The sequence below is a fragment of the Rodentibacter mrazii genome, from assembly GCF_001998825.1.
Lineage (GTDB): Bacteria > Pseudomonadota > Gammaproteobacteria > Enterobacterales > Pasteurellaceae > Rodentibacter > Rodentibacter mrazii.
Genome location: NZ_MLHG01000008.1, coordinates 44052 through 67018, shown reverse-complemented (window position 1 = coordinate 67018; position 22967 = coordinate 44052). Strand labels below are relative to the sequence as shown.

Below are 22967 nucleotides of genomic sequence, written 5' to 3'. Positions count from 1 at the left end.
TCAAAATCGACCGCACTTTTCATTGCGTGTGGACTTATAGGATTTTCATCAGCCGCTTATGGCAATGACCTCAACCAAATCCAGCAGCAAATTAAGCAACAAGAATCAAAACTTGCCAAACAAAAACGTGAGCAGGCAAAACTTCAGTCCACCTTAAAAAATCAAGAGAGCAAAATTAATGCGGTTGCTGGCGAGTTACGTGAAACCGAATTAAGTTTAAAAGAAATCCGTAAGCAAATTTCAGAAGCCGATAAACAAATCAAACGACTAGAAAAGCAAGAAGAAGAACAAAAAGCAAAACTCGCCAAGCAAATGGACGTCATTTACCGTTCGGGGTTAAACCCTTCCGCTTTGGAAAGAATGTTGTCGGAAGATGCCAAGAAAGCGGCGAGAATGAAAGTTTATTATGAGCATTTAAACCAAGCCCGTATTGAGATGATTACCAATCTTCAAGCGACACAGGAACAAATTGTTAAACAAAAAGAGGCGATCCTAGGGCAACAACAAAATCACAGGGATCAACTTTCCACACAGAAAAAACAACAGCAAGAATTAGAAAAAATTCAGCGTGAACGGCAATCAACATTGAATGAAATTAATAAAAATATCAATAAAGATCAGGATAGATTAGCAAGTTTACGGGCAAACGAAACGGCATTGAAGCAAGAGATTCAACGTGCCGAGCAAGCCGCACGTCAGCAAGAACAACGTGAGCGGGAAGCACTGGCGCAACGTAAACAAGCAGAGGAGAAACGAACCGCCAAACCTTATACTCCGACTGCGCAAGAACGTCGTTTGATTAACAGTACCAGTGGTTTAGGAGCGGCAAACCGTCAATATAATAAACCGGTAAACGGTTCGACGCTTTATGCTTTTGGTTCCACTCAAGCCGGTGAGGCTCGCTGGAAAGGTATGGTAATTGCCGCCTCAAACGGTACGCCGGTTCGCGCCATAGCCAACGGCCGGGTCATTTTAGCCGGACAACTTACCGGTTATGGCTATATGGTTATCATCAAACACGGTGACAGCGATCTGAGTTTGTATGGTTTTAACCAAGCCGTTTTTGTCAAACCCAACCAACTTGTTTCAGCAGGTCAAACTATTGCACAGGTAGGCAATACCGGTGAAATTTCCCGCCCTGCATTGTATTTCGGTATCAGTCGAAAAGGCGTGCCGGTGAACCCTGCCGGATGGATTAAATAATGAATATAGCATTTAAAAGTGCGGTCAAAAATCTCGTCGTTTTTTCTACCGCACTTTTCTCTACATTTACACTCGCACAAAGCAAACTTGCCATCGTTATTGACGATGTGGGCTACCACCCCAAAGAAGATGCTGCAATTTTTGCTATGCCACGTGAAATTTCCGTGGCAATTATTCCCTCTGCGCCCTATGCCCAAGCCCGTAACCAAGAAGCAAAAAAACAAGGACGTGATATTCTAATTCATATGCCGATGCAGCCTTTGAAGCAAACAAAAATTGAAGAAGGGGGATTGCATTTAGGAATGTCAGCAGAACAGGTGATAAACCGCGTTCAAAAGGCAAAAAATATTGTTACCCACGCAATCGGTATGAATAATCATATGGGCAGTGCCGCCACTGCTGACACGCCGCTAATGACACATTTAATGAATGCACTTCGTACACAGCATTTATTCTTCTTAGATAGTCGCACGATTGGCCGATCCGTTGCCGGCAAAATTGCCAAAGAGCAAGGGGTTCGTTCGTTAGACCGCCATATTTTCTTAGATGACAGCAATGAATTTTCTGATGTGCAGCACCAATTTCAAGCCGCCATTCAATATGCAAGAAAGCATGGTACGGCAATCGCTATCGGGCATCCGCGTAAAAACACCGTTGCGGTATTGCAACAAAATTTGCGCCATTTACCCTCTGATATTCAGCTTGTCGGAATGGGAAGTTTATGGAGAAACGAGCACATAGTACCACCAAAACCGTTTATTTTACTGTTTAGCGATATTCCTGCCCCTACATCAACAGCACCCTACGAACCCGTTCCATTACTGCGTGGTGTACCAAAATAAAAAGTGCGGTCATAAAATTTAATGTTTTTCTGACCGCACTTTTATCTGATAGCAATATTAGCGTCCGTTGTACTCAAAATATAATACTGTGGCTGCCACACGGGAATGCACGTTTAATTTACGCAACAGATTACGAATATGGACTTTTACCGTTTCTTCGGAAATAAATAGCTGTCCTGCAATTTGTTTGTTTGATAATCCGGTAGCAATTAAACGTAAAACGCCCATTTCACGATCAGTTAATAAATCCATCGGATCTCTACAATGCTCACGTTCAATTAATAAATTTTTAATTGAGTTACTTAAAATAACCTCACCTTTTGCAATGCGTTTGATTTCTTCAAGTAGGATTTCCGGTTCCGTATCCTTTAACAGATAACCGTCCGCTCCCGCATCAATTAAGGCAAAAATATCATTTTTTGCATCCGATACCGTCAAAATAACAATACGTGCATCAACATCTTCTGCACGTAAACCTTTCAGTGTATCCAACCCTGAAAGTCCTTTCATATTAAGATCTAAAATAATTAAATCCGGCGATGTTTGTAATGCAACGGAAATACCCTCCGTACCACTCCCCACATCAGCGATAACTTCAAAATTTTCCTCTAATTCAATGAGTTGTTTGATACCCCGACGCATTAACGGATGGTCGTCGATAAGTAAAACCTTCAATTTTTCTTGCATGTCGCCCCCATCAGTGAACAATAAAATTTATTAACCATTCACCCCAAAATCGTTCATTTTATCGGGATTTTCCCTATCCTCCAATCAAGAAATTCAGGAAATTTGATCTATCTCATCATTTTACGACTTCTAATATGCTGTCGGTGTAATTTGTTGATACTTAAAGGACTGAATTTGCACATTCCCTTGGTCATTACGTTGAATTTGATAAAACTGAGGATAATTAAAATTACGAGACTCAATATGATATGGATTTTCATCACCTGATTCTAAAGCTTGATAAAGCTGGTTAATCTGTTTTACTTTGTCGTCTTTTGAGCCCTCGCAATGACGGTAAATTTCTAACTGGTTAGTTTCATTCAGTAAATATACGTTAAAAGTATTATCTGCATTATCTTCAAAGAAAAACTGCAGGAAACCTTCTCTCACCAAAAGATCAATTTCAATCGGATATTGGCGATCTTTGCTATAAACCTCACTTTTTTCATCGACCGGACGTTGTAAAACATCGTCAAAATCCTCCGCACTTTGAGCGTTATTTTCTACCTCTTGCAAACTCAATCCACTTTCTTCAAAGAAAAATTGCCAATTTTTTCCAGCCACACGCAAGCGTGGAATGCGAGACGGGCGACCAAGTTGAATGCTTATACAGCGATTTACTAAAGAGCTCACAAGATTACGCAATGTCCGGCGATAGTGTCGGCTATAGCAAAAAACCTGTACAGAAGGGGGATGGTTCGTATTCCGATAAATTTTATTTGATAGCACTTTTAAAGCAATTAAGATAGCATTTGGACCTTCAAAGTGCAGTGTGCGGATTTCATTCCATATATTGCGATAAGTAAAATCAATGCTCCCCACAAGATTTTGTTCTAACGGCCCAAAACTGAATAAATCACAGGCTGAAAGACTATCTTTAAACTCAGTAATACGTGTGGTGGGATCGGAAGTTAAATTCACAGCAATAACAATATTACGAATTTCACAAGCTGTCACCGAAATATCACCACCTATAACCAATGTTTCTCGTGAAAAAGATAGTCTGAGATCTGCTACAAAGTTACGTAGAGTTTCAATCTCAATAGAGTGACTAAATAAGTGAAGTTGCGTTTCTGCAGTGAGTAATCGGTTAAAATAAGCCCAAGCAACCAGTTTATTGAGACTTTTATTGTATTCAATAATACGATTTTGAGAAAACATCATCGCATTTGGCGGTCTATTAACAAGATACCAACCATCTTGGAAATGCTTATTACCTCGGACTTCTAAAAATGAAATATCCGGCTCGGATAAATTACGAGAAATCTGCGAATTAAGTAAAATCACTTTGCCCGGCAGTTCTTCAAATGTCGTATAAAGTTTACGTGTCAAAACATTAATATCTTGTGGTACGACACTTGAGTTAATTTTATGTTTACGGGCAAAATTCACCAAATTATGGTAGCTCAGCATCAAAAATTTCACTAAGTTATCATGGCTTTCTTTGGCACGTTTAATTTTCCAGAACGGGCGATAATTCAACTCGTGAATTTGTTCGGTACTCCACCCCCATTCTTGAGCCAAAATCCGCATATAATTAGTACGCCAGTTATTGGTTTTATATAACGCTAAATCTTCTGTCACTTTGACATAAAAACAGCGACGTACAAAATCAAGACGTTTAAATTCAGAAAGTGCGGTCAAATAATCCGTCACTTTGGAAAGAATCGCAATGTAAGGATCAAAATGATGTGGGGGCGTAGTGTTGCCGGAAAAAAGATCTTCTTTAAACTGGCGGGCAATAAGATGAGGATTCGGGTATTCTTTAGAATAAACTTCCAATAACAAAATTTTCAGTACGGACTTATAAGGTGAATCAATTCCTTTGTAAAGTTGCCATAAACCCGCACCAAAATATTCCTTCGCCGAAAACTGCGCCAATCCGCCAAAATCAACCCAATCTTGCGGATCAAGTAAGCCGTCTTGAATACGTGTTTTCACTTCATTTTCATAGTCCGCTTCATTTTCTACCCATAAATGTAACCATAGTAACGGTTTCCCAGCCAAACGCACAGCAGAGCGATAAAATTCATCAAGCAATAACATATACTGTGCCGAACCGCTGTTTTCGCTCGTCAAAGGTTCGGAGTAGTATTCATGGCGGAAACGTTGTTGATCAACCAGATAAAAATTAATTTCAACTTCAAACTGCATTGCCCATTCTTTGATTTTCTGGGCTTTTTGTTCTAATAAATTCCGTTCATTTTCCGTTAAATCGTCACGACAGCAGATCCATGTATCCACATCAGAGCTACGGCTTTGACTAATAGATCCGAAACTCCCCATCACATAAATCCCTAAAATAGACGGGTTATCATTATAAGGCTGCTCTTTTATTTGCTCATAAAGCTCAGGATATTCGGATGAAAGGAATTGTTGCTGATAATCTGATAGCTTAAAATTTGCGATACCACAAGGGGATTGCACCATATAACCAGATAAACTCGGATGGTTCAATTGAAACAATAAAGGAAACAGAGATAAAACATGTTGAAACCCGTCACCGGATCCCGATAGCGCACGTTCCAAACGACGCTTATCAAGAATTTCCACACATTTTTTTGCTCGATTGAGATCGTATTTCAAGCGGCATCCTACCGAATGGAAAAAGTTATTAACACTTTACCATTTTAAGGCGCTTAAAGCAAAGAATCACTACCCAATCTTAGGCGTATTTGCTATATTTCCCACGTTACTCTTTTATTGTGGAATTTACCTTATGAAACAACCCGCTATGCCAACAAAGTTTAGTAAATTTGCTTGGGGGCTTGCCGCCTTTTGCATGCCGGTTTTGCTTTGGCCTCTCGCCTTGCTCATCTCCTCCCATTTCTCTCAAAATCAGGCATTAACGGAAAGGCAGATCAATCTGTTCTCTACCCTATTTTGGATCTATCCTTTTATTCTCACCGTTATTGCCCGTTTACTGTATAAATTACACGCTAGACGCCCTTCACTTGCCGAATGTTTACTCACGATAAGTGCAGTCGTTTTTTATGGTGTTTTAATTTATATTTGTTTGGTCAGTCGTTAAAAAATCCACCAAAACCGACCGCACTTTATTAAGCGTTGGCACATTAAAACGCCAATAAAATCTTCCCAATATGTGTGCCTTTGTCAATTTCTCTATGTGCCTGCTCCACTTCTCTGAAATCATAGCACCTATGTAAGATTGGTTTGGCAATCTCATTGTTGGAGAGTTTTTCCCATACATTATCCAATAAAGATTGAGCAATCACCGATTTTTCTTCCGTTGTTCTACCACGCATGGGTAGAACCGGTGAGCGTAGCACGTTTCACGGCAATTTTGAGTAAATCAACCTGTTCTACAATACTTCCCCCCATAAAACCGATAAGGAAAATGCGCCCGTCTTTATTGAGAATTTCAAGATTTTGCTCAAAATAACTTGCCCCCACTAAATCCAATACGCCATCAACCCCCGTTTGATGTTGACGAATCGTTTCCACAAAATTTTCAGTTTTATAATTGATTGCAATTGCCCCAAGTTGTTCCACAACTTTACATTTTTCTGCATTTCCCACCGTCGCAAAAGTTTTTATCCCAAGGCTTTTTGCGATTGCCAGTGCTGTGATCCCGATACCACTGGTTCCACCATGCACAAGCAGGCTTTCCCCTTGTTTCATCTGGTGTTGCATAAAGAGATTCGCCCACACTGTGAAAAACGTTTCCGGTAACATTGCGGCTTCTTGTAGAGTATAGCCTTGCGGAATCGGCAAAGTTTGTCCTGCTTTGACTACACAATATTCGGCATACGCGCCACCATCCGTTAAAGCGCAAACAAAATCACCGATATTGAAATTTTTTACATTTTCTCCTAATGCCACCACTTCACCAGACAGTTCCAACCCCATGATCGGTGTTACGCCTTTCGGCATCGAATATAAGCCTTGTCGTTGCATAATATCCGGACGATTTACTCCCGCGAAAGCAACCTTAATGAGTAATTCATCGGATTTAGGTGTTGGAACAACTGCCGTTTCAATGAAGAGTACACTAGGATCGCCTGTTTCATACATATTAATTTGTTTCATTTGATGCATAGAATCTAACCAATTATTACGGTTAATCAGAAAGAACATTTCAGATACAAAAATGCCGCTGAAATCAACGGCATTGAGGGAAAGAAATTATTTTAAACCAACAGATTTTAACAATTCTTCCGCGGCTAAAATCCCTAGTTTATTACCGGCAAGCGGGCTGTCTCCGGTAAGCAGATTACGATCTTTATGAACCTGACCGCTAATCCCTTGGTTCATCACTTTCATACCTAATTGCTCTAATCGAGCAGCCAGTAACCAAGGTAATTTACCCGGCATATAACCAATATCAATATTCGCACCTTCATCCAGTGCATCAGGGAATACGCAAAGTTCATATCCTTTGAATGGAAAATCAGCGTCATTTTTATCAATTGTAGCTGCCACCAATGCAGCCGGTCCATGACACAGGGTAATGATAAATTTGTTATTCGCCATCGCCCAATCTAATATGCGTTTTACTTCACGGCTTTCCGGAATTTTATTGAATGCGCCGTGACCGCCGGGAATTAACACTGCCGCATAAGGTGAATTTTCAGCGGTAACTTCATCAATGATATCTGCTAATTTTGCCGGTTTATCTAATTTCGGTAAGTATTCATTGTAAATTTCAGCTACGGCTTGATCTTCCGCAGGCATTGCCCACATTTCAAATTTTGCGTGATTACCTGAAAGGGTTGCCACGTCAATTTCAAAACCAGCCTTATGAATATGAAGCATTGGTAGTAACGTTTCCACCGGGTGGTTACCGGTTGAGAACCATTTACCGTTTTGCATTTGTAAATAGCGTTCATCGGTGGCAATCATCAATACTTTTTTATCACCTTTATAGGTAGTCTCAAATTTCACACCGTCAAAATCAGTCTTTGGACTAGTGTATTGTGATAATGAATATTCTGATGGGAAATAAGCATTGTGTTCTGCAAAATCACGTACAGGTTGTTTGCTTAATTCAGTCATGTAAAGCTCCTAATTTGCTATTGTTTATACGGTTGTATAGAACCGTCGCATATTATAACGAAACCTAAATACAAAGCACTTGCCTAAAATGATATTTTTATTGCCTTTTTTGATAAATTTTAAATTTAGAACTCTACTCTTACATTGATTTCAATTAAAATTTTCAGAAAATTTAGTTCATTATTTATTGTAGAAAATGACAATTTCAAAAACACCCGAGAAATTGACCGCACTTTACGATCAACTGGTTACAAAAGTTTTGCCTTATACGCCGAAAGAAGGACGCATTCATACTAAAATAGAAGGCTTGAGTTTTTATCGCCACGACAATCCGAATTATTCATTACCTTGCGTGCAACCGCTTGGTATTGTCGTTGCACTTCAAGGACGGAAGGAAATTTCTCTGGGGAACGAACATATTTGTTATGAAGTAGACCAGATTTTGTTTATTGGTGCAAATATTTCAGGCTTTGCTTATATGCCGGAATGCTCACTCAACAAGCCTTTTTTAGGTTTAGCGTTAGAATTTGATTTTAACCAACTTTCTCACTTGGCGTGTACATTGGAATTGAGCAATAAAAATACGCAGCAACAAAATACGCCCAATCGTATTTTCAACCTGTTTGATGCCAATGAAAAACTGCTTGAAAGCCTTTCCCGACTTGTGGATACACTGCAAGAGGAAGCACTTATCCAGCCTCTTGCAGAACTGATTAAACATGAAATTGCTTTACGGATTTTTCATGCTCATCCAGAGTTGGGGACATTACTTAAAGATGGCACTGCAACACATAAAATTATTGAAACAATGGTATGGATGAAGCTCCATCCACAATCAAAAAATACACTTTCAAGCCTTGCTGAACGAGCACTGATGAGTGAATCAGCCTTCCGCCAACGTTTCCGCGCCATTGTCGGCATTAGCCCTATGAAATTCCAAAAACAGTTACGCTTACAACAAGCCCGCGTGTTGATTTTGCAAGAAAAACGCCCGATTGCTGAAGCAGCAAGCTTAGTCGGTTACGAAAGTCCTTCACAATTTTCTCGTGAATATAAACGATTTTTTGGGGTAACAGCAAAAGAAGATCGGCTCGAATAAAAAGAGCGGTTAAAATTTTCCTTAAATTTCAGCCGCACTTTAACTAAATTCTTAACCTTCCTCGTACCAAATACGATTCACATAAAAGGCTATACGTCCGGAAGGCGTTTCCACTGTGACTTCATCATCAATGCTTTTACCAATCAAAGCCCTAGCCACAGGGGAATCAATAGAAATCCAATTTTTTGCCGGATCAAATTCATCACAACCCACAATGCGATATTGTTTCACCTCGCCATGCTCATCTTCTAGTTCCACCCAAGCTCCAAAAAAGACTTTACCTTCTTGTTTCGGGTTATAATCCACAATTTGTAAGACCTCTAAACGCTTTGTGAGAAAACGCACACGTCGATCAATTTCTCTCAATCGGCGTTTGCCGTAAATATATTCCGCATTTTCACTACGATCCCCTAAAGCGGCGGCATCAGAAACCGCTTGGGTAACTTTTGGGCGTTCCTCTTTCCACAAAAATTTGAGTTCTTTGTCCAAAGCGTTCCAGCCTTGGAGTGTGATGTAATTTGATTTTGCCATTTATTTATATAAGGTCGGAAAATTTATTGAATTATATTTGAGCCAAGGTATCAAAACCAGTATTCTATGCCCGATTTTCATTAACTTTATTTTCAACAAAGACGTATTCCGATGTTAAATCAACAAATCAGTCAAATTATCGCAACAGAACTTAATGTTGCACCCAATCAGATTCTTGCTGCCATTCAACTCGTGGATGACGGTAACACCATTCCATTTATCGCACGTTATCGTAAAGAAGTGACAGGCGGTTTAGATGATACTCAACTCCGCCATTTCGAAACCCGCTTAGGCTATTTACGTGAACTTGAAGAACGCCGTCAAAGTATTTTGAAATCCATTGAGGAACAAGGCAAACTCACCGATGAATTACGTGCGCAAATTGGAGCGACTCAAAGTAAAACCGAGCTTGAAGATCTCTATTTACCTTATAAACCTAAACGCCGCACGAAAGGACAAATTGCCATTGAAACAGGGCTTGAGCCACTCGCAGAGTTACTTTGGAACGAGCCAAAAAATGATCCGGAAACGACCGCACTTTCTTTCGTTGATACCGAAAAAGGCGTAGCGGACACGAAAGCTGCGTTAGACGGGGCACGCTATATTTTAATGGAACGTTTTGCCGAAGATGCACAATTATTGGCAAAAGTGCGTCAATATTTACAGCAAAATGCACAAATTGAAGCAAAAGTGGTAGAAGGTAAAGAACAAGAAGGGGCAAAATTCCAAGATTATTTTGACCATCAGGAATTATTGAAAAATGTGCCTTCGCACCGTGCTTTGGCGATGTTCAGAGGGCGTAATGAAGGCATTTTACAGCTTACCTTAAATGCGGATCCCGATGCAGAAGAAGGAACACGCCACAGTTATTGTGAAGAAATTATCCGAGAACACTTGGGCGTTCGTTTAAACGGTCTGCCGGCGGATAAATGGCGTGAACAAGTCATTGCTTGGACGTGGAAAATTAAAGTCTCTCTGCATTTAGAGACAGAATTAATGAGTGCCTTGCGTGAAAAAGCGGAGGAAGAAGCCATTGATGTTTTCGCCCGAAATCTGACCGCTCTTTTAATGGCGGCACCAGCCGGGTCAAAAAATACTATGGGGCTTGACCCGGGGTTACGCACCGGGGTGAAAGTTGCCGTGGTGGATAACACAGGGAAATTATTGGATACAGCGACCATTTATCCTCACACCGGTCGTGAGAGTGAAGCGCGAATGACCTTATTTGGCTTGATTTGCCAGCATAATGTGGAACTTATTGCCATTGGTAATGGCACGGCCTCTCGTGAAACGGAACGTTTTGCGAAAGAAGTGATTAAAGAAATCAAAGAAAATAAACCGCAGACTGTGGTAGTGAGCGAAGCGGGCGCTTCGGTTTATTCCGCTTCCGAATTTGCCGCCAATGAATTTCCAAATTTAGATGTTTCCTTGCGTGGGGCGGTATCCATTGCCCGCCGATTACAGGACCCGTTAGCGGAACTGGTGAAAATCGAACCAAAAGCGATTGGCGTGGGGCAATACCAACACGATGTCAACCAATCCCAATTAGCCCGTAAATTAGATGCGGTGATAGAGGACTGCGTAAATGCAGTGGGTGTTGATTTGAATACGGCTTCCGCACCATTACTTGCCCGAGTCGCCGGAATGACAAAAACCTTAGCGCAAAATATTGTGGCTTATCGTGATGAAAACGGTCGCTTTGACAGCCGTGAACAACTGAAAAAAGTACCTCGTTTGGGACCAAAAGCCTTTGAACAATGTGCCGGTTTTATGCGAATTGCAGACGGAAAAAATCCACTGGATGCGTCAGGGGTTCATCCAGAGGCTTATTCATTGGTAGAAAAAATCTTACAAGCGACCCAACAATCCATTCAAGAATTAATGGGAAGCCATACGGTGCGTCAGCTTAACGCCGCACAATTTACCGATGAACGTTTTGGGTTACCAACGGTGCAAGATATTTTCAAAGAATTGGAAAAACCGGGACGTGACCCTCGTGGTGAATTTAAAACCGCCACCTTTATTGAAGGCGTGGAAGAAATCACCGATTTAAAAGTCGGTATGATTTTAGAAGGCACAATTACGAATGTCACCAATTTTGGCGCATTCGTCGATATCGGCGTACATCAAGACGGGTTGGTACACATTTCATCACTCAGCGACAAATTTGTAGAAGATCCACACCAAGTAGTGAAAACCGGCGATATTGTGAAAGTCAAAGTATTAGATGTGGATATACCGCGTAAACGCATTGCACTGACAATGCGATTGGATGAAAGTGCGGTAAAAAATACTGATAAATCCGACCGCACTTTATCGACCAGATCGAAGCCTAATACGACACATCAAGATCGCCATTCACGCAGCCAAAATAACAGTATGATGGGGAATGCCTTCGCAAATGCACTAAAAAATTGGAAAAAATAATCGATATTTATAGGGGAATGTAATATTCCCCTTATTTTTTCATTTCGTCCGTCAAACCAACTCTAAATAGGTAGAAATTAATGTGAATTTTCAAAAATGAGATCAAGTTAACATTTTTTCTGATTTACTTTCTTTAAAATAGCGCGTAGCTAAATTTTAATCTTTTATACAGAGGTGACTTATGACAGACTTAAACAAAGTAATTAAAGCGCTTGAAACCCTTGGTATTTATGACGTAAAAGAAGTTGTCTATAACCCAAGCTACGAGCAATTATTTGAGGAAGAAACCAAACCCGGATTGGAGGGTTTTGAAAAAGGGACATTAACCGATACCGGCGCCGTAGCCGTTGATACCGGTATCTTTACCGGTCGTTCCCCGAAAGATAAATATATTGTTTTAGATGAAAAAACCAAAGATACCGTTTGGTGGACATCTGATGCTGCTAAAAACGACAATAAACCAATGAATCAAGCCACTTGGCAAAGTCTTAAAGAGTTGGTAACCAATCAATTATCCCGTAAACGTTTATTTGTCGTTGATGGTTTCTGCGGAGCAAGCGAAAAAGATCGCATTGCCGTCCGTATTGTGACTGAAGTAGCATGGCAGGCGCACTTTGTGAAAAATATGTTCATTCGTCCAACGGAAGAACAACTAAAAGACTTTGAACCTGACTTTGTCGTGATGAACGGTTCAAAAGTAACAAATCCAAACTGGAAAGAACAAGGTTTAAATTCTGAAAATTTTGTTGCGTTCAACTTAACTGAAGGAATTCAATTAATCGGTGGTACTTGGTACGGTGGTGAAATGAAAAAAGGTATGTTCTCCATGATGAACTACTTCCTTCCGTTAAAAGGTGTAGGGGCAATGCACTGCTCTGCAAATGTTGGTAAAGACGGTGATGTCGCTATTTTCTTCGGTCTATCCGGTACCGGTAAAACCACGCTCTCTACCGATCCGAAACGTGAATTAATCGGTGACGATGAACACGGTTGGGATGATGTAGGCGTCTTCAACTTTGAAGGGGGATGTTACGCCAAAACCATTCATCTTTCTGAAGAAAATGAACCGGATATTTATCGAGCAATCCGTCGTGATGCATTATTAGAAAACGTTGTTGTACGTGCAGACGGCTCCATTGATTTTGATGACGCTTCAAAAACCGAGAATACACGTGTATCTTACCCGATCTATCATATCGACAACATTGTCAAACCGGTTTCCCGTGCGGGTCATGCAACCAAAGTTATTTTCTTAACGGCTGATGCTTTTGGTGTTTTACCACCGGTTTCTAAATTAACACCGGAACAAACCAAATATTATTTCTTATCTGGTTTCACGGCAAAATTGGCAGGTACGGAACGAGGCATTACCGAGCCGACACCAACCTTCTCTGCCTGTTTTGGTGCAGCATTCTTAACTCTTCACCCAACACAATATGCCGAAGTTTTAGTAAAACGAATGAAAGCGGCCGGTGCAGAAGCCTATTTAGTCAATACCGGTTGGAACGGCACGGGTAAACGTATCTCTATCAAAGATACCCGTGGTATTATTGATGCGATCTTAGACGGTTCAATCGAAAAAGCGGAAATGGGTAAATTACCAATCTTTAACTTAACGATTCCAAAATCGTTGCCGGGCGTCGATTCTGCGATTTTAGATCCGCGTGATACCTATGCAGATAAAGCTCAATGGGAAGCAAAAGCAAAAGATTTAGCGGGTCGTTTTGTGAAAAACTTCGAAAAATATGCAACCAATGCTGAAGGTAAAGCATTAATCTCAGCAGGTCCTGAAGCGTAATCAAAAAATATCTAAATAATCAACCGCACTTTTGAGTGCGGTTTTTTCTTTTCGTTAGAATATTCTGACTAAAATTACAGAATACTTATCTCGAATAAATTAATCACCTACGTTTAACACAGTGTTCCTACAAATATTAGGTTTGGCAAAACCACCACAAACTACCGTTGTTTTTTAGCAATAAAAGAGTGCGGTCAAAAATCTTGACCGCACTCTTGGTTCGCTTAACTTATGAAACTATTTATTTAATTTCGCTTTATAAGTCGGATTCATTAAGTTTTCGACAGAGAGAATATCATCAAGCTGCTCTGCAGTGAGTAATCCTTTTTCTAATACGACCTCGCGCACACTTTTGCCGGTTTCTGCGCAGATTTTACCCACTAAATCACCATTGTGATGACCGATGAATGGGTTTAAATAAGTCACAATGCCGATTGAACTAAAGACATAGTTTTCACAAATTTCTTTGTTTACCGTGATGCCATCAACACATTTATCACGTAAATTTACACAGGCATTGGTTAAGATGTCGATAGATTCAAACATAGCTTGACCTATTACCGGTTCCATCACGTTTAATTGTAATTGACCGGCTTCTGATGCGAAAGTCACAGTAGTATCATTACCAATCACTTTAAAGCAAACTTGGTTTACCACTTCAGGTACAACAGGGTTTACTTTTGCCGGCATAATAGAAGAACCGGCTTGTAATTCAGGAAGATTGATTTCTTTTAAGCCTGCGCGCGGACCGGAAGAAAGTAAACGTAAGTCATTACATACTTTAGAAAGTTTCACTGCGGTACGTTTTAGTGAACTATGCACCATGACATAAGCACCGCAGTCGGAGGTGGCTTCAATTAAATTTTCAGCCAACACGCAAGGTAACCCAGTTACTTCGGCAAGATATTTCACAGCAAGCGGAGCATAGCCTTGCGGCGTATTTAAACCGGTACCGATTGCCGTTGCACCGAGGTTTACTTCAAGTAACAATTCAGCAGTGCGTTTTAAATTGCGTACTTCTTCTTCAAGCAATACGGCAAAAGCTTTAAATTCTTGTCCCACTGTCATTGGTACGGCATCTTGTAACTGAGTACGCCCCATTTTCAGTATATTACTAAATTCTTTCGCTTTATTTTCAAACCCGTCTTGTAAATATTGGATTTTATCAATGAGCTTTAAGATACTGTTATATACGGCAATACGAAAACCGGTAGGGTAAGCATCGTTAGTCGATTGACTGGCATTTACATGATCCATTGGATCTAAAAATTGATATTCCCCTTTTTGATGCCCTAGTTTTTCCAAAGCAAGATTCGCAACCACTTCATTAGTATTCATATTTACAGAAGTACCTGCGCCGCCTTGATACACATCCGAAGGAAATTGATCGAGGCATTTGCCGGTCGTTAAAATCTCATCGCAGGCAGAAACAATCGCTTTTGCGATGTCCGCAGGAATTGCCCCTAATTCGCCATTCGCTAAAGCAGTCGCTTTTTTTACCATTACCATACCTCGTACAAATTCCGGTACATCGGAAATGGTTACATTAGAAATATTGAAATTTTCAACCGCTCTTAATGTATGGATGCCCCAATAAGCCTCTGCCGGTACTTCACGTTCACCCAATAAATCGACTTCTTTTCTAAATTGTGTCATGTTGATCCCCTATCTTGAGTTGATTAATTTGTGGTTATTATAGAAATTTTCACAAGAAAAAAATTGATTGAGATCACATTTCTGATATGAGATTTCAAGATATATTTTCATCATTCAAATTAGTTTTTTTAGGGCTAAAATTTTTTAAAATCTCCTCTTGAAAGCAAAATTTTCATTCCCATATAAAGTGAGAATTTCACATTTTTTAAGAGAAGGAAATTAATCATGAATATTCGTCCATTACACGATCGTTTGATTATCAAACGTGAAGAAATTGAAACCTTATCAGCAGGCGGTATCGTATTAACCGGTTCTGCGGCGACAAAGTCCACCCGTGCAAAAGTATTAGCGGTGGGAAAAGGTCGTATTTTGGAAAACGGCACAGTTCAACCTCTAGATGTTAAAGTAGGTGATACAGTGATTTTCAATGATGGTTATGGTGTGAAAAGCGAAAAAATCGATGGTGAAGAAGTGTTAATCATTTCTGAAAGCGATGTTTTGGCAATTGTAGAATAAGATTGAATAGATTTTACTCAATCCAAAAACAAATAGGCTGAAACCTACAATTCTGGAAGAAAAGGAAAAATAAAATGGCAGCAAAAGATGTAAAATTTGGTAATGATGCACGCGTAAAAATGTTGAAAGGCGTGAATGTATTAGCGGACGCAGTAAAAGTCACTCTTGGCCCGAAAGGTCGTAATGTGATTTTAGATAAATCATTCGGTGCACCAACTATCACTAAAGATGGGGTATCCGTCGCGCGTGAGATTGAATTAGAAGATAAATTTGAAAATATGGGTGCACAAATGGTGAAAGAGGTTGCCTCTAAAGCCAATGACGCAGCAGGTGATGGTACAACGACAGCAACTGTCCTTGCTCAAGCTATTGTGAGCGAAGGATTAAAAGCAGTAGCGGCAGGAATGAACCCAATGGATTTAAAACGTGGGATTGATAAAGCCGTAAGTGCGGTGGTTTCTGAGCTTAAAAACCTTTCTAAACCTTGCGAAACTTCAAAAGAAATCGAACAAGTAGGGACTATTTCTGCAAACTCTGACAGCGTTGTGGGTCAGTTAATCGCACAGGCGATGGAAAAAGTGGGTAAAGAAGGTGTAATTACAGTGGAAGACGGTACAGGTCTTGAAGATGAATTAGCGGTTGTAGAAGGAATGCAGTTCGACCGTGGCTATCTCTCCCCATACTTCATCAATAAACCGGAAGCCGCAACCGTTGAATTGGACAACCCATACATTCTATTAGTCGATAAAAAAATCTCTAATATTCGTGAATTATTACCGGTATTAGAAGCCGTGGCGAAAGCCGGTAAGCCATTGTTAATTATTGCAGAAGATGTGGAAGGCGAAGCGCTTGCTACTTTAGTGGTGAACACTATGCGCGGTATTGTGAAAGTAGCGGCAGTAAAAGCACCGGGCTTTGGTGATCGTCGTAAAGCGATGTTACAAGATATTGCGATTCTCACCGCAGGTACTGTCATTTCTGAAGAAATTGGTATGGAGCTTGAAAAAGCGACATTAGAAGATCTTGGTCAGGCAAAACGTGTCGTGATCAACAAAGATAATACGACCATTATTGACGGTATCGGTGACCAAACGCAAATTAATGGTCGTGTGGCACAAATTCGTCAACAAATTGAAGAATCCACCTCTGATTATGACAAAGAAAAACTTCAAGAACGTGTGGCTAAATTAGCCGGCGGTGTTGCGGTAATCAAAGTTGGCGCAGCAACTGAAGTGGAAATGAAAGAGAAAAAAGACCGCGTGGATGATGCTTTACACGCAACCCGTGCAGCGGTAGAAGAAGGTATTGTAGCCGGTGGTGGTGTAGCATTAGTGCGTGCTGCCTCCAAAGTAGCAGAAAACCTACAAGGCGACAATGAAGAACAAAATGTGGGGATCAAACTCGCATTACGTGCGATGGAAGCACCTTTACGTCAAATCGTCACCAATGCCGGTGAAGAAGCCTCTGTTGTGGCAAGTGCGGTAAAAGCAGGCGAAGGCAACTTCGGTTATAACGCAAGCACTGAACAATACGGCGATATGTTAGAAATGGGTATCTTAGATCCAACAAAAGTCACCCGTTCTGCATTGCAATTTGCCGCATCGGTAGCAGGCTTAATGATTACCACCGAATGTATGGTTACCGAGCTTCCAAAAGAGGAAAAAGCAGATCTTGGTGCCGGAATGGGCGGCATGGGTGGAATGGGCGGAATGATGTAATCCCCCCTGTAACAAAATAAAAAAGTGCGGTCGTTTTTCTATCATGGAAAAGCGATCGCTTTTTTATTTATAAAGGTTTACACTGAAAAGAATTTTTATCACAGGAATCAATAATGACAACATCTCAAAGCGAACTTAATCAACAACTCAAATCTGCCGGTATCGGTATTAATGCAACAGAACTTCACGGTTTCTTAAGTGGCTTAGTTTGTGGTGGTATCAAAGATCAAAGTTGGCAACCACTACTCTACCAATTTACTCACGATAATCACGCTTATCCGACCGCACTTTTAGAACAGATCAATGAGATTTATCAAACCATTTCCAAAACATTAGCGGATGTTGAAAGTTTTTCTTTTGAATTAGGCTTAACTGAAAACGAAAACGTATTCGCCCGAGCAGACAGCTTATCTGAATGGGCAAATCATTTTTTACTGGGTTTGGGATTAGCTCAACCTTATTTAGATAAAGAAAAAGGTGAAATCGGCGAAGCCGTTGAGGATTTACATGATATTTGCCAATTAGGATATGATGAAGACGACGATGAAGAAGAAATGAGCGAAGCACTTGAAGAAATTATTGAATATGTGCGAACCATCGCAACATTGTTTTACACTCAATTTAATCAAGCCTCCAACACGGGAAAACCAATACTACACTAATTAAAAAACACACATAAAAGGAGAGAAAAATGGATCTTGCGTATATGGCTGAATTGCCTCAACAAGAATTTGCGGAACGCCGGAAACAGGTTTTGGAAAAAATGCAGCCTAATTCTGCTTTGTTACTGTTTTCTGAAATTGAAAAACGCCGTAACAACGATTGTACTTTTCCTTTTCGCCAAGACAGCTATTTTTGGTATTTAACCGGTTTTAATGAACCAAATGCCGCCTTGCTATTGATGAAAACAGCACAATCCGAAAAAACAATCCTCTTTCTTCGACCACGAGATCCTTTACTTGAAACTTGGAATGGACGTCGTTTAGGCGTAGAACGGGCCCCTGAAAAACTCAATATAAATGAGGCATATTCTATAGATGATTTTAATGCCGTTTTTCCTAAAATTACCGAAAATCTAACCGCACTTTACTATGCACCGGAGCTTCATTTATGGGAGGACAAATTACTTTCGGAAAGTGCGGTTAATTTTACGGAAATTTTAGATTGGCGCCCTATCATTAGTGAAATGCGCCTGATTAAATCCCTCAATGAAATTCGCTTAATGCAGCAAGCCGGGCAAATTACCGCCTTGGCTCATATCAAAGCAATGCAAGAAACCCGTCCTAATCGCTTCGAGTATGAAATTGAAAGTGAAATTTTGCATGAATTTAATCGTCATGGTGCACGTTTTGCTTCTTATAATTCCATCGTTGCCGGAGGCAATAATGCCTGTATTTTACACTACACAGAAAACGATCAACCTTTGAAAAATGGTGACTTAGTCTTAATTGATGCCGGCTGTGAATTTGCGATGTATGCCGGTGATATCACAAGAACATTCCCTGTAAACGGAAAATTTACCCAAGCTCAGCGCGACATTTATGAACTCGTCCTAAAAGCACAAAAACGGGCTATTGAATTATTGATCCCGGGTAATTCAATAAAAAAAGCGAATGATGAGGTCATTCGTATAAAAGTACAGGGTTTGGTTGAGTTAGGTCTTTTACGTGGTAATGTAGAGGACCTCATTGAACAGAAAGCCTATCGCCAATTTTATATGCACGGATTAGGTCATTGGCTCGGGCTGGATGTACACGATGTAGGTGAATATGGCGAAGAACGCAACCGCACTTTAGAAGTTGGCATGGTCATTACGGTAGAGCCCGGTCTGTATATATCCGAAGATGCCGATGTACCGGAACAATATAAAGGCATTGGGGTACGCATTGAAGATAATTTATTAATGACGGAATACGGCAATAAAATCTTGACGGCAGCCGTGCCAAAAGAGATCGAAGAAATTGAAAAACTGATGAAAAAAGACTGGTAATTTCCCAAAATGTGATCTAGAGCAAGTTTTTTTGAGCAGTGAAATGCTACTATCCTATTGAATAAAATAAGTCCATCAGATAAGGAGTCGATTATGTATAAACATGTTTTAGTCGCAGTGGATCTTTCAGATGAAAGTGAATTCTTGGTTAAAAAAGCAGCGGGTATAGCAAAACGCCATGATGCAAAACTTTCAATTATCCATGTAGATGTAAACTTTTCGGATCTTTATACCGGATTGATTGATGTCAATATGTATTCCATGCAAGATCGAATTTCAAGCGAAACCCAAAAAGCATTATTGGAACTCGCAGAAGAAGCCGATTATCCTATTTTGGAAAAATTGAGTGGTAGTGGCGATCTAGGGCAGGTGCTTACCGACGCAATAGAACAATACGATGTTGATTTATTGGTTACAGGTCATCACCAAGACTTTTGGAGTAAATTAATGTCTTCAACACGCCAAGTAATGAACACGATCAAAATTGATATGTTAGTTGTTCCACTTCTTGACGATTAAATAGCACTTGCTTGTTTTTAAAATAAAAAATAAATAAATTTCAACCGCACTTCTTTATATCATGTAATGAAGTGCGGTTTTTATTTTTTAGATTTCGGTGAAAATTTTGCTTGATTATTTTTCTTCAAGAAAAACAATAAATCGCTCAAATAACAAACAACATTAGATAATCACAAGCAAAAAGCCTTTTTATAAACTGAAAAAATATGCAACAATAATACGTTTTATTTTTTACTTTAAATTACTTTTACAACGGGTTTATGATGAAAACGACAGCGGAAATTAGACAATCGTTCCTTAATTTCTTTCATAGTAAAGGACACCAAGTGGTCGCAAGTAGCTCGCTTGTACCTGAAAATGATCCAACGCTACTTTTTACCAACGCAGGAATGAACCAATTTAAAGATGTATTCCTAGGATTAGACAAACGCCCTTACAAACGTGCGACAACCGCACAACGTTGTGTACGTGCCGGCGGTAAACATAATGATTTAGAAAATGTAGGTTATACCGCCCGCCACCACACTTTTTTTGAAATGTTGGGGAACTTTAGCTTTGGTGATTACTTTAAACAAGATGCGATTCATTTTGCATGGGAGTTTTTAACCTCTCCGCAATGGCTTGGGTTACCAAAGGAAAAATTATGGGTAACCGTTTATGAAACGGATAATGAGGCTTACGATATTTGGAATAAAGAAGTTGGCGTGCCAACAGAGCGCATTATTCGAATCGGCGACAACAAAGGCGCACCTTATGCCTCAGATAATTTTTGGGCGATGGGAGACACCGGTCCTTGCGGTCCTTGTACCGAGATTTTCTACGATCATGGTGAGCATATTTGGGGCGGCCCCCCGGGTTCCCCTGAAGAAGACGGTGATCGTTATATCGAGATTTGGAACGTTGTATTCATGCAATACAATCGCTTAGCCGATGGAACAATGGAAAAATTACCACGTCCATCCGTAGATACCGGCATGGGTTTAGAACGTATTGCTGCGGTGCTGCAACATGTAAATTCAAACTACGATATTGATATTTTTAAAACATTAATCAAAAAAGCGGCAGAAATTGTTGGTACAACCGATCTAACCAATAAGTCATTACGTGTGATTGCAGATCACATTCGTTCTTGTGCCTACTTAATTGCTGATGGTGTGATCCCATCAAATGAAGGACGCGGTTACGTATTGCGTCGCATTATCCGCCGTGCAGTGCGTCATGGACATTTACTCGGTGCAAAAGAAGCTTTCTTCTACAAACTTGTACCAACTTTAATTGAAGTGATGGCTGACGCAGGCCAAGATATCAAAGAAAAACAGGCAAATGTTGAAAAATTACTACGTTTGGAAGAAGAACAATTTGCACGCACATTGGAACGTGGTTTGACTCTTTTGGATGACGCGCTTTCTGAAGTGAAAAACGGGGTGCTTTCCGGTGAAGTCGCCTTCAAACTTTATGATACCTATGGTTTCCCATTAGATTTAACCGCTGATGTATGTCGCGAACGTAACATTACTATCGATGAAGTAGGGTTTGAGCGGGAAATGGCTGCACAACGTACCCGTGCCCAAGCAGCAAGTCAGTTCGGTGTGGATTACAATAATATCATTCGTGTTGAGGGTGAAACAAAATTTGAAGGCTATACCGAATCAGAATCATTGGCAAAAGTGACCGCACTTTTCCATGATGGTAAATCGGTAGAACAAATTTCATCCGGGCAAAGCGCAATCGTGATATTAGAAAATACGCCATTCTATGCGGAATCAGGGGGGCAAATTGGTGATAGTGGTCATTTACTGGCGCAAGGTATCGCCTTTAACGTAAAAGATACACAAAAATATGGTCAAGTATTTGGTCATATTGGTGAGTTAGAACAGGGAACACTCTCTGTTGGTCAAATAGTGAATGCGGTTGTTGATGTTGAACGCCGTCATCGAACTTCTCTTAATCATTCTGCAACGCACTTATTACATGCTGCATTACGCCAATTATTGGGTACTCATGTTGTACAAAAGGGCTCTTTAGTTTCAGAAAAAGCATTACGCTTTGATTTCTCACACCCTGAAGCAATCACCAAAGAGGAGTTAGCCGATATAGAACGTCTTGTAAACCAAAAAATACGGGCAAACTTCCCAATTCAAACAGAAATTATGGAAATTGAAGCTGCAAAAGAAAAAGGAGCAATGGCACTGTTTGGTGAAAAATATGGCGATCAGGTTCGGGTATTAACAATGGGAGATTTCTCCATTGAACTATGCGGTGGTATTCATGCCAAACGAACCGGTGATATAGGGTTATTTAAAATTACGGTAGAAACAGCCGTTGCCGCAGGGGTTCGCCGAATTGAAGCAGTAACGGGTGAAAATGCGATGAATTGGATATTAAAACAACAACGTATTTTGAACCAAAGCGCAGAATTACTAAAATCCGACGTAAATACTCTTGTAGATAAAATCCAGCAATATCAGGATAAAACAAAAAAACTAGAAAAAGAGCTCCAAGGCTTAAAAGAGAAAGCGGCAGTGCAAGCCGGTTCTGATTTAGCCAAAAGTGCGGTCAAAATTAACGGTGTTTCAGTCATCCTTCATCAATTAGATGGTATCGAAACAAAATCACTACGGGTGATGGTCGATGACTTAAAAAATCAACTGGGTTCAGGTATTATCGTATTTGCATCGATTTTAGATGAAAAAGTTAACCTTGTTGTTGGTGTAACAAACGATTTAACCTCTAAAATAAAAGCCGGTGAACTCGTGAATTTAATGGCTCAACAGGTTGGCGGTAAAGGTGGTGGTCGCCCTGATATGGCTATGGCCGGAGGTTCCCAACCAGAGAATGTGGCACAGGCCTTAACTATTGCACAGAACTGGCTAAACGAAAAGCTGTAGTTAGTACAAGCCTTGGTTGGAGGGATGCCAACTTTTCC

The 22967-nt window shown here is 40.3% G+C and carries 19 protein-coding genes; 12 read left to right on the top strand and 7 right to left on the bottom strand.

The genetic code is table 11. From position 1 onward, the window contains the following. The coding region (envC, locus tag BKK47_RS01110; protein ID WP_077493100.1) for a murein hydrolase activator EnvC at nt 1-1203 on the top strand (1203 nt) is incomplete at its 5' end. Continuing rightward, a complete protein-coding gene (locus BKK47_RS01105) occupies nt 1203-2045 on the top strand; it encodes a divergent polysaccharide deacetylase family protein (RefSeq protein WP_077493099.1) in 843 nt (280 codons plus the stop codon). The genes envC and BKK47_RS01105, both read left to right, overlap by 1 nt. A gap of 57 nt (nt 2046-2102) precedes the next feature. On the opposite strand, the gene BKK47_RS01100 is transcribed toward BKK47_RS01105, so the two are convergent. Further along, nucleotides 2103-2732, bottom strand: a complete 630-nt coding sequence (locus tag BKK47_RS01100) for a response regulator (RefSeq protein ID WP_077493098.1) — start codon at nt 2730-2732, stop codon at nt 2103-2105. A 129-nt stretch (nt 2733-2861) separates the two neighbouring features. After that, nucleotides 2862-5357: a class I adenylate cyclase gene (locus tag BKK47_RS01095; RefSeq protein ID WP_077493097.1), complete on the bottom strand. Its 2496-nt coding sequence runs from the start codon at nt 5355-5357 to the stop codon at nt 2862-2864. A 133-nt stretch (nt 5358-5490) separates the two neighbouring features. Here BKK47_RS01095 and BKK47_RS01090 point away from each other — a divergent pair, with 133 nt between their 5' ends. Next, the gene (locus BKK47_RS01090) at nt 5491-5802 is read left to right on the top strand and encodes a DUF5389 family protein (protein WP_077493096.1); all 312 of its coding nucleotides are present in this window, start codon (nt 5491-5493) and stop codon (nt 5800-5802) included. Nucleotides 5803-5845: 43 nt separating this feature from the next. On the opposite strand, the gene BKK47_RS12645 is transcribed toward BKK47_RS01090, so the two are convergent. From BKK47_RS12645 to hchA, 3 genes are read right to left on the bottom strand one after another with little or no spacing between them, the layout of a single operon-like run. Beyond that, nucleotides 5846-6037, bottom strand: coding sequence for a zinc-binding dehydrogenase (locus BKK47_RS12645; RefSeq protein ID WP_244149093.1), 192 nt, complete (start codon nt 6035-6037; stop codon nt 5846-5848). Beyond that, nucleotides 6027-6869, bottom strand: a complete 843-nt coding sequence (locus tag BKK47_RS01085) for an NAD(P)H-quinone oxidoreductase (protein ID WP_244149092.1) — start codon at nt 6867-6869, stop codon at nt 6027-6029. The genes BKK47_RS12645 and BKK47_RS01085 overlap by 11 nt, the downstream gene beginning before the upstream one ends. 48 nt (nt 6870-6917) lie before the next feature. After that, nucleotides 6918-7787, bottom strand: a complete 870-nt coding sequence (hchA, locus tag BKK47_RS01080; RefSeq protein ID WP_077493095.1) for a glyoxalase III HchA — start codon at nt 7785-7787, stop codon at nt 6918-6920. Between the two features lie 196 nt (nt 7788-7983). Between hchA and BKK47_RS01075 the strand changes: the two genes are divergently transcribed. Then, nucleotides 7984-8886 (top strand): AraC family transcriptional regulator, encoded by a 903-nt coding sequence (locus tag BKK47_RS01075; protein WP_077493094.1) that lies wholly within the window; start codon nt 7984-7986, stop codon nt 8884-8886. 51 nt (nt 8887-8937) lie between these two features. Here BKK47_RS01075 and greB read toward each other — a convergent pair whose 3' ends face one another. Continuing rightward, nucleotides 8938-9417, bottom strand: a complete 480-nt coding sequence (gene greB, locus BKK47_RS01070) for a transcription elongation factor GreB (protein WP_077493093.1) — start codon at nt 9415-9417, stop codon at nt 8938-8940. A gap of 111 nt (nt 9418-9528) precedes the next feature. Between greB and BKK47_RS01065 the strand changes: the two genes are divergently transcribed. Both BKK47_RS01065 and pckA read left to right on the top strand, forming a co-directional pair. Further along, nucleotides 9529-11844: a Tex family protein gene (locus BKK47_RS01065; protein WP_077493092.1), complete on the top strand. Its 2316-nt coding sequence runs from the start codon at nt 9529-9531 to the stop codon at nt 11842-11844. Between the two features lie 181 nt (nt 11845-12025). Beyond that, the gene (pckA, locus tag BKK47_RS01060) at nt 12026-13642 is read left to right on the top strand and encodes a phosphoenolpyruvate carboxykinase (ATP) (protein WP_077493091.1); all 1617 of its coding nucleotides are present in this window, start codon (nt 12026-12028) and stop codon (nt 13640-13642) included. Between the two features lie 237 nt (nt 13643-13879). On the opposite strand, the gene aspA is transcribed toward pckA, so the two are convergent. Next, nucleotides 13880-15298 carry an aspartate ammonia-lyase gene (gene aspA, locus BKK47_RS01055; protein ID WP_077493090.1) on the bottom strand — a complete coding sequence of 473 codons (1419 nt, stop codon included), beginning with the start codon at nt 15296-15298 and terminating at the stop codon, nt 13880-13882. 225 nt (nt 15299-15523) lie between these two features. Here aspA and BKK47_RS01050 point away from each other — a divergent pair, with 225 nt between their 5' ends. The 6 genes from BKK47_RS01050 (at nt 15524) to alaS (ending at nt 22929) form a co-directional block, all read left to right on the top strand. Beyond that, entirely contained in the window at nt 15524-15814 is a 291-nt protein-coding gene (locus BKK47_RS01050) for a co-chaperone GroES (protein ID WP_077493089.1), read from the top strand. A 74-nt stretch (nt 15815-15888) separates the two neighbouring features. Beyond that, nucleotides 15889-17532 (top strand): chaperonin GroEL, encoded by a 1644-nt coding sequence (gene groL / locus BKK47_RS01045; RefSeq protein WP_077493088.1) that lies wholly within the window; start codon nt 15889-15891, stop codon nt 17530-17532. A gap of 113 nt (nt 17533-17645) precedes the next feature. After that, nucleotides 17646-18194, top strand: a complete 549-nt coding sequence (locus BKK47_RS01040) for a YecA/YgfB family protein (RefSeq protein ID WP_077493087.1) — start codon at nt 17646-17648, stop codon at nt 18192-18194. 29 nt (nt 18195-18223) lie between these two features. Then, a complete protein-coding gene (pepP, locus tag BKK47_RS01035; protein ID WP_077493086.1) occupies nt 18224-19522 on the top strand; it encodes a Xaa-Pro aminopeptidase in 1299 nt (432 codons plus the stop codon). 93 nt (nt 19523-19615) lie between these two features. Continuing rightward, nucleotides 19616-20041 (top strand): universal stress protein UspA, encoded by a 426-nt coding sequence (gene uspA, locus BKK47_RS01030; RefSeq protein WP_077493085.1) that lies wholly within the window; start codon nt 19616-19618, stop codon nt 20039-20041. Nucleotides 20042-20304: 263 nt separating this feature from the next. Next, nucleotides 20305-22929, top strand: coding sequence for an alanine--tRNA ligase (alaS, locus tag BKK47_RS01025; protein ID WP_077493084.1), 2625 nt, complete (start codon nt 20305-20307; stop codon nt 22927-22929). Nucleotides 22930-22967 lie beyond the last annotated feature (38 nt).

Bases quoted from the DNA above. Each gene is read 5' to 3' on its own strand.
- hchA (WP_077493095.1), bottom strand. From the start codon at position 7,787: ATGACTGAATTAAGCAAACAACCTGTACGTGATTTTGCAGAACACAAT.
- BKK47_RS12645 (WP_244149093.1), bottom strand. From the start codon at position 6,037: ATGCGTGGTAGAACAACGGAAGAAAAATCGGTGATTGCTCAATCTTTA.
- BKK47_RS01050 (WP_077493089.1), top strand. From the start codon at position 15,524: ATGAATATTCGTCCATTACACGATCGTTTGATTATCAAACGTGAAGAA.
- BKK47_RS01090 (WP_077493096.1), top strand. From the start codon at position 5,491: ATGAAACAACCCGCTATGCCAACAAAGTTTAGTAAATTTGCTTGGGGG.
- greB (WP_077493093.1), bottom strand. From the start codon at position 9,417: ATGGCAAAATCAAATTACATCACACTCCAAGGCTGGAACGCTTTGGAC.
- pepP (WP_077493086.1), top strand. From the start codon at position 18,224: ATGGATCTTGCGTATATGGCTGAATTGCCTCAACAAGAATTTGCGGAA.
- aspA (WP_077493090.1), bottom strand. From the start codon at position 15,298: ATGACACAATTTAGAAAAGAAGTCGATTTATTGGGTGAACGTGAAGTA.
- BKK47_RS01065 (WP_077493092.1), top strand. From the start codon at position 9,529: ATGTTAAATCAACAAATCAGTCAAATTATCGCAACAGAACTTAATGTT.
- uspA (WP_077493085.1), top strand. From the start codon at position 19,616: ATGTATAAACATGTTTTAGTCGCAGTGGATCTTTCAGATGAAAGTGAA.
- pckA (WP_077493091.1), top strand. From the start codon at position 12,026: ATGACAGACTTAAACAAAGTAATTAAAGCGCTTGAAACCCTTGGTATT.
- BKK47_RS01075 (WP_077493094.1), top strand. From the start codon at position 7,984: ATGACAATTTCAAAAACACCCGAGAAATTGACCGCACTTTACGATCAA.
- BKK47_RS01105 (WP_077493099.1), top strand. From the start codon at position 1,203: ATGAATATAGCATTTAAAAGTGCGGTCAAAAATCTCGTCGTTTTTTCT.
- BKK47_RS01085 (WP_244149092.1), bottom strand. From the start codon at position 6,869: ATGTTCTTTCTGATTAACCGTAATAATTGGTTAGATTCTATGCATCAA.
- alaS (WP_077493084.1), top strand. From the start codon at position 20,305: ATGAAAACGACAGCGGAAATTAGACAATCGTTCCTTAATTTCTTTCAT.
- groL (WP_077493088.1), top strand. From the start codon at position 15,889: ATGGCAGCAAAAGATGTAAAATTTGGTAATGATGCACGCGTAAAAATG.
- BKK47_RS01040 (WP_077493087.1), top strand. From the start codon at position 17,646: ATGACAACATCTCAAAGCGAACTTAATCAACAACTCAAATCTGCCGGT.
- BKK47_RS01100 (WP_077493098.1), bottom strand. From the start codon at position 2,732: ATGCAAGAAAAATTGAAGGTTTTACTTATCGACGACCATCCGTTAATG.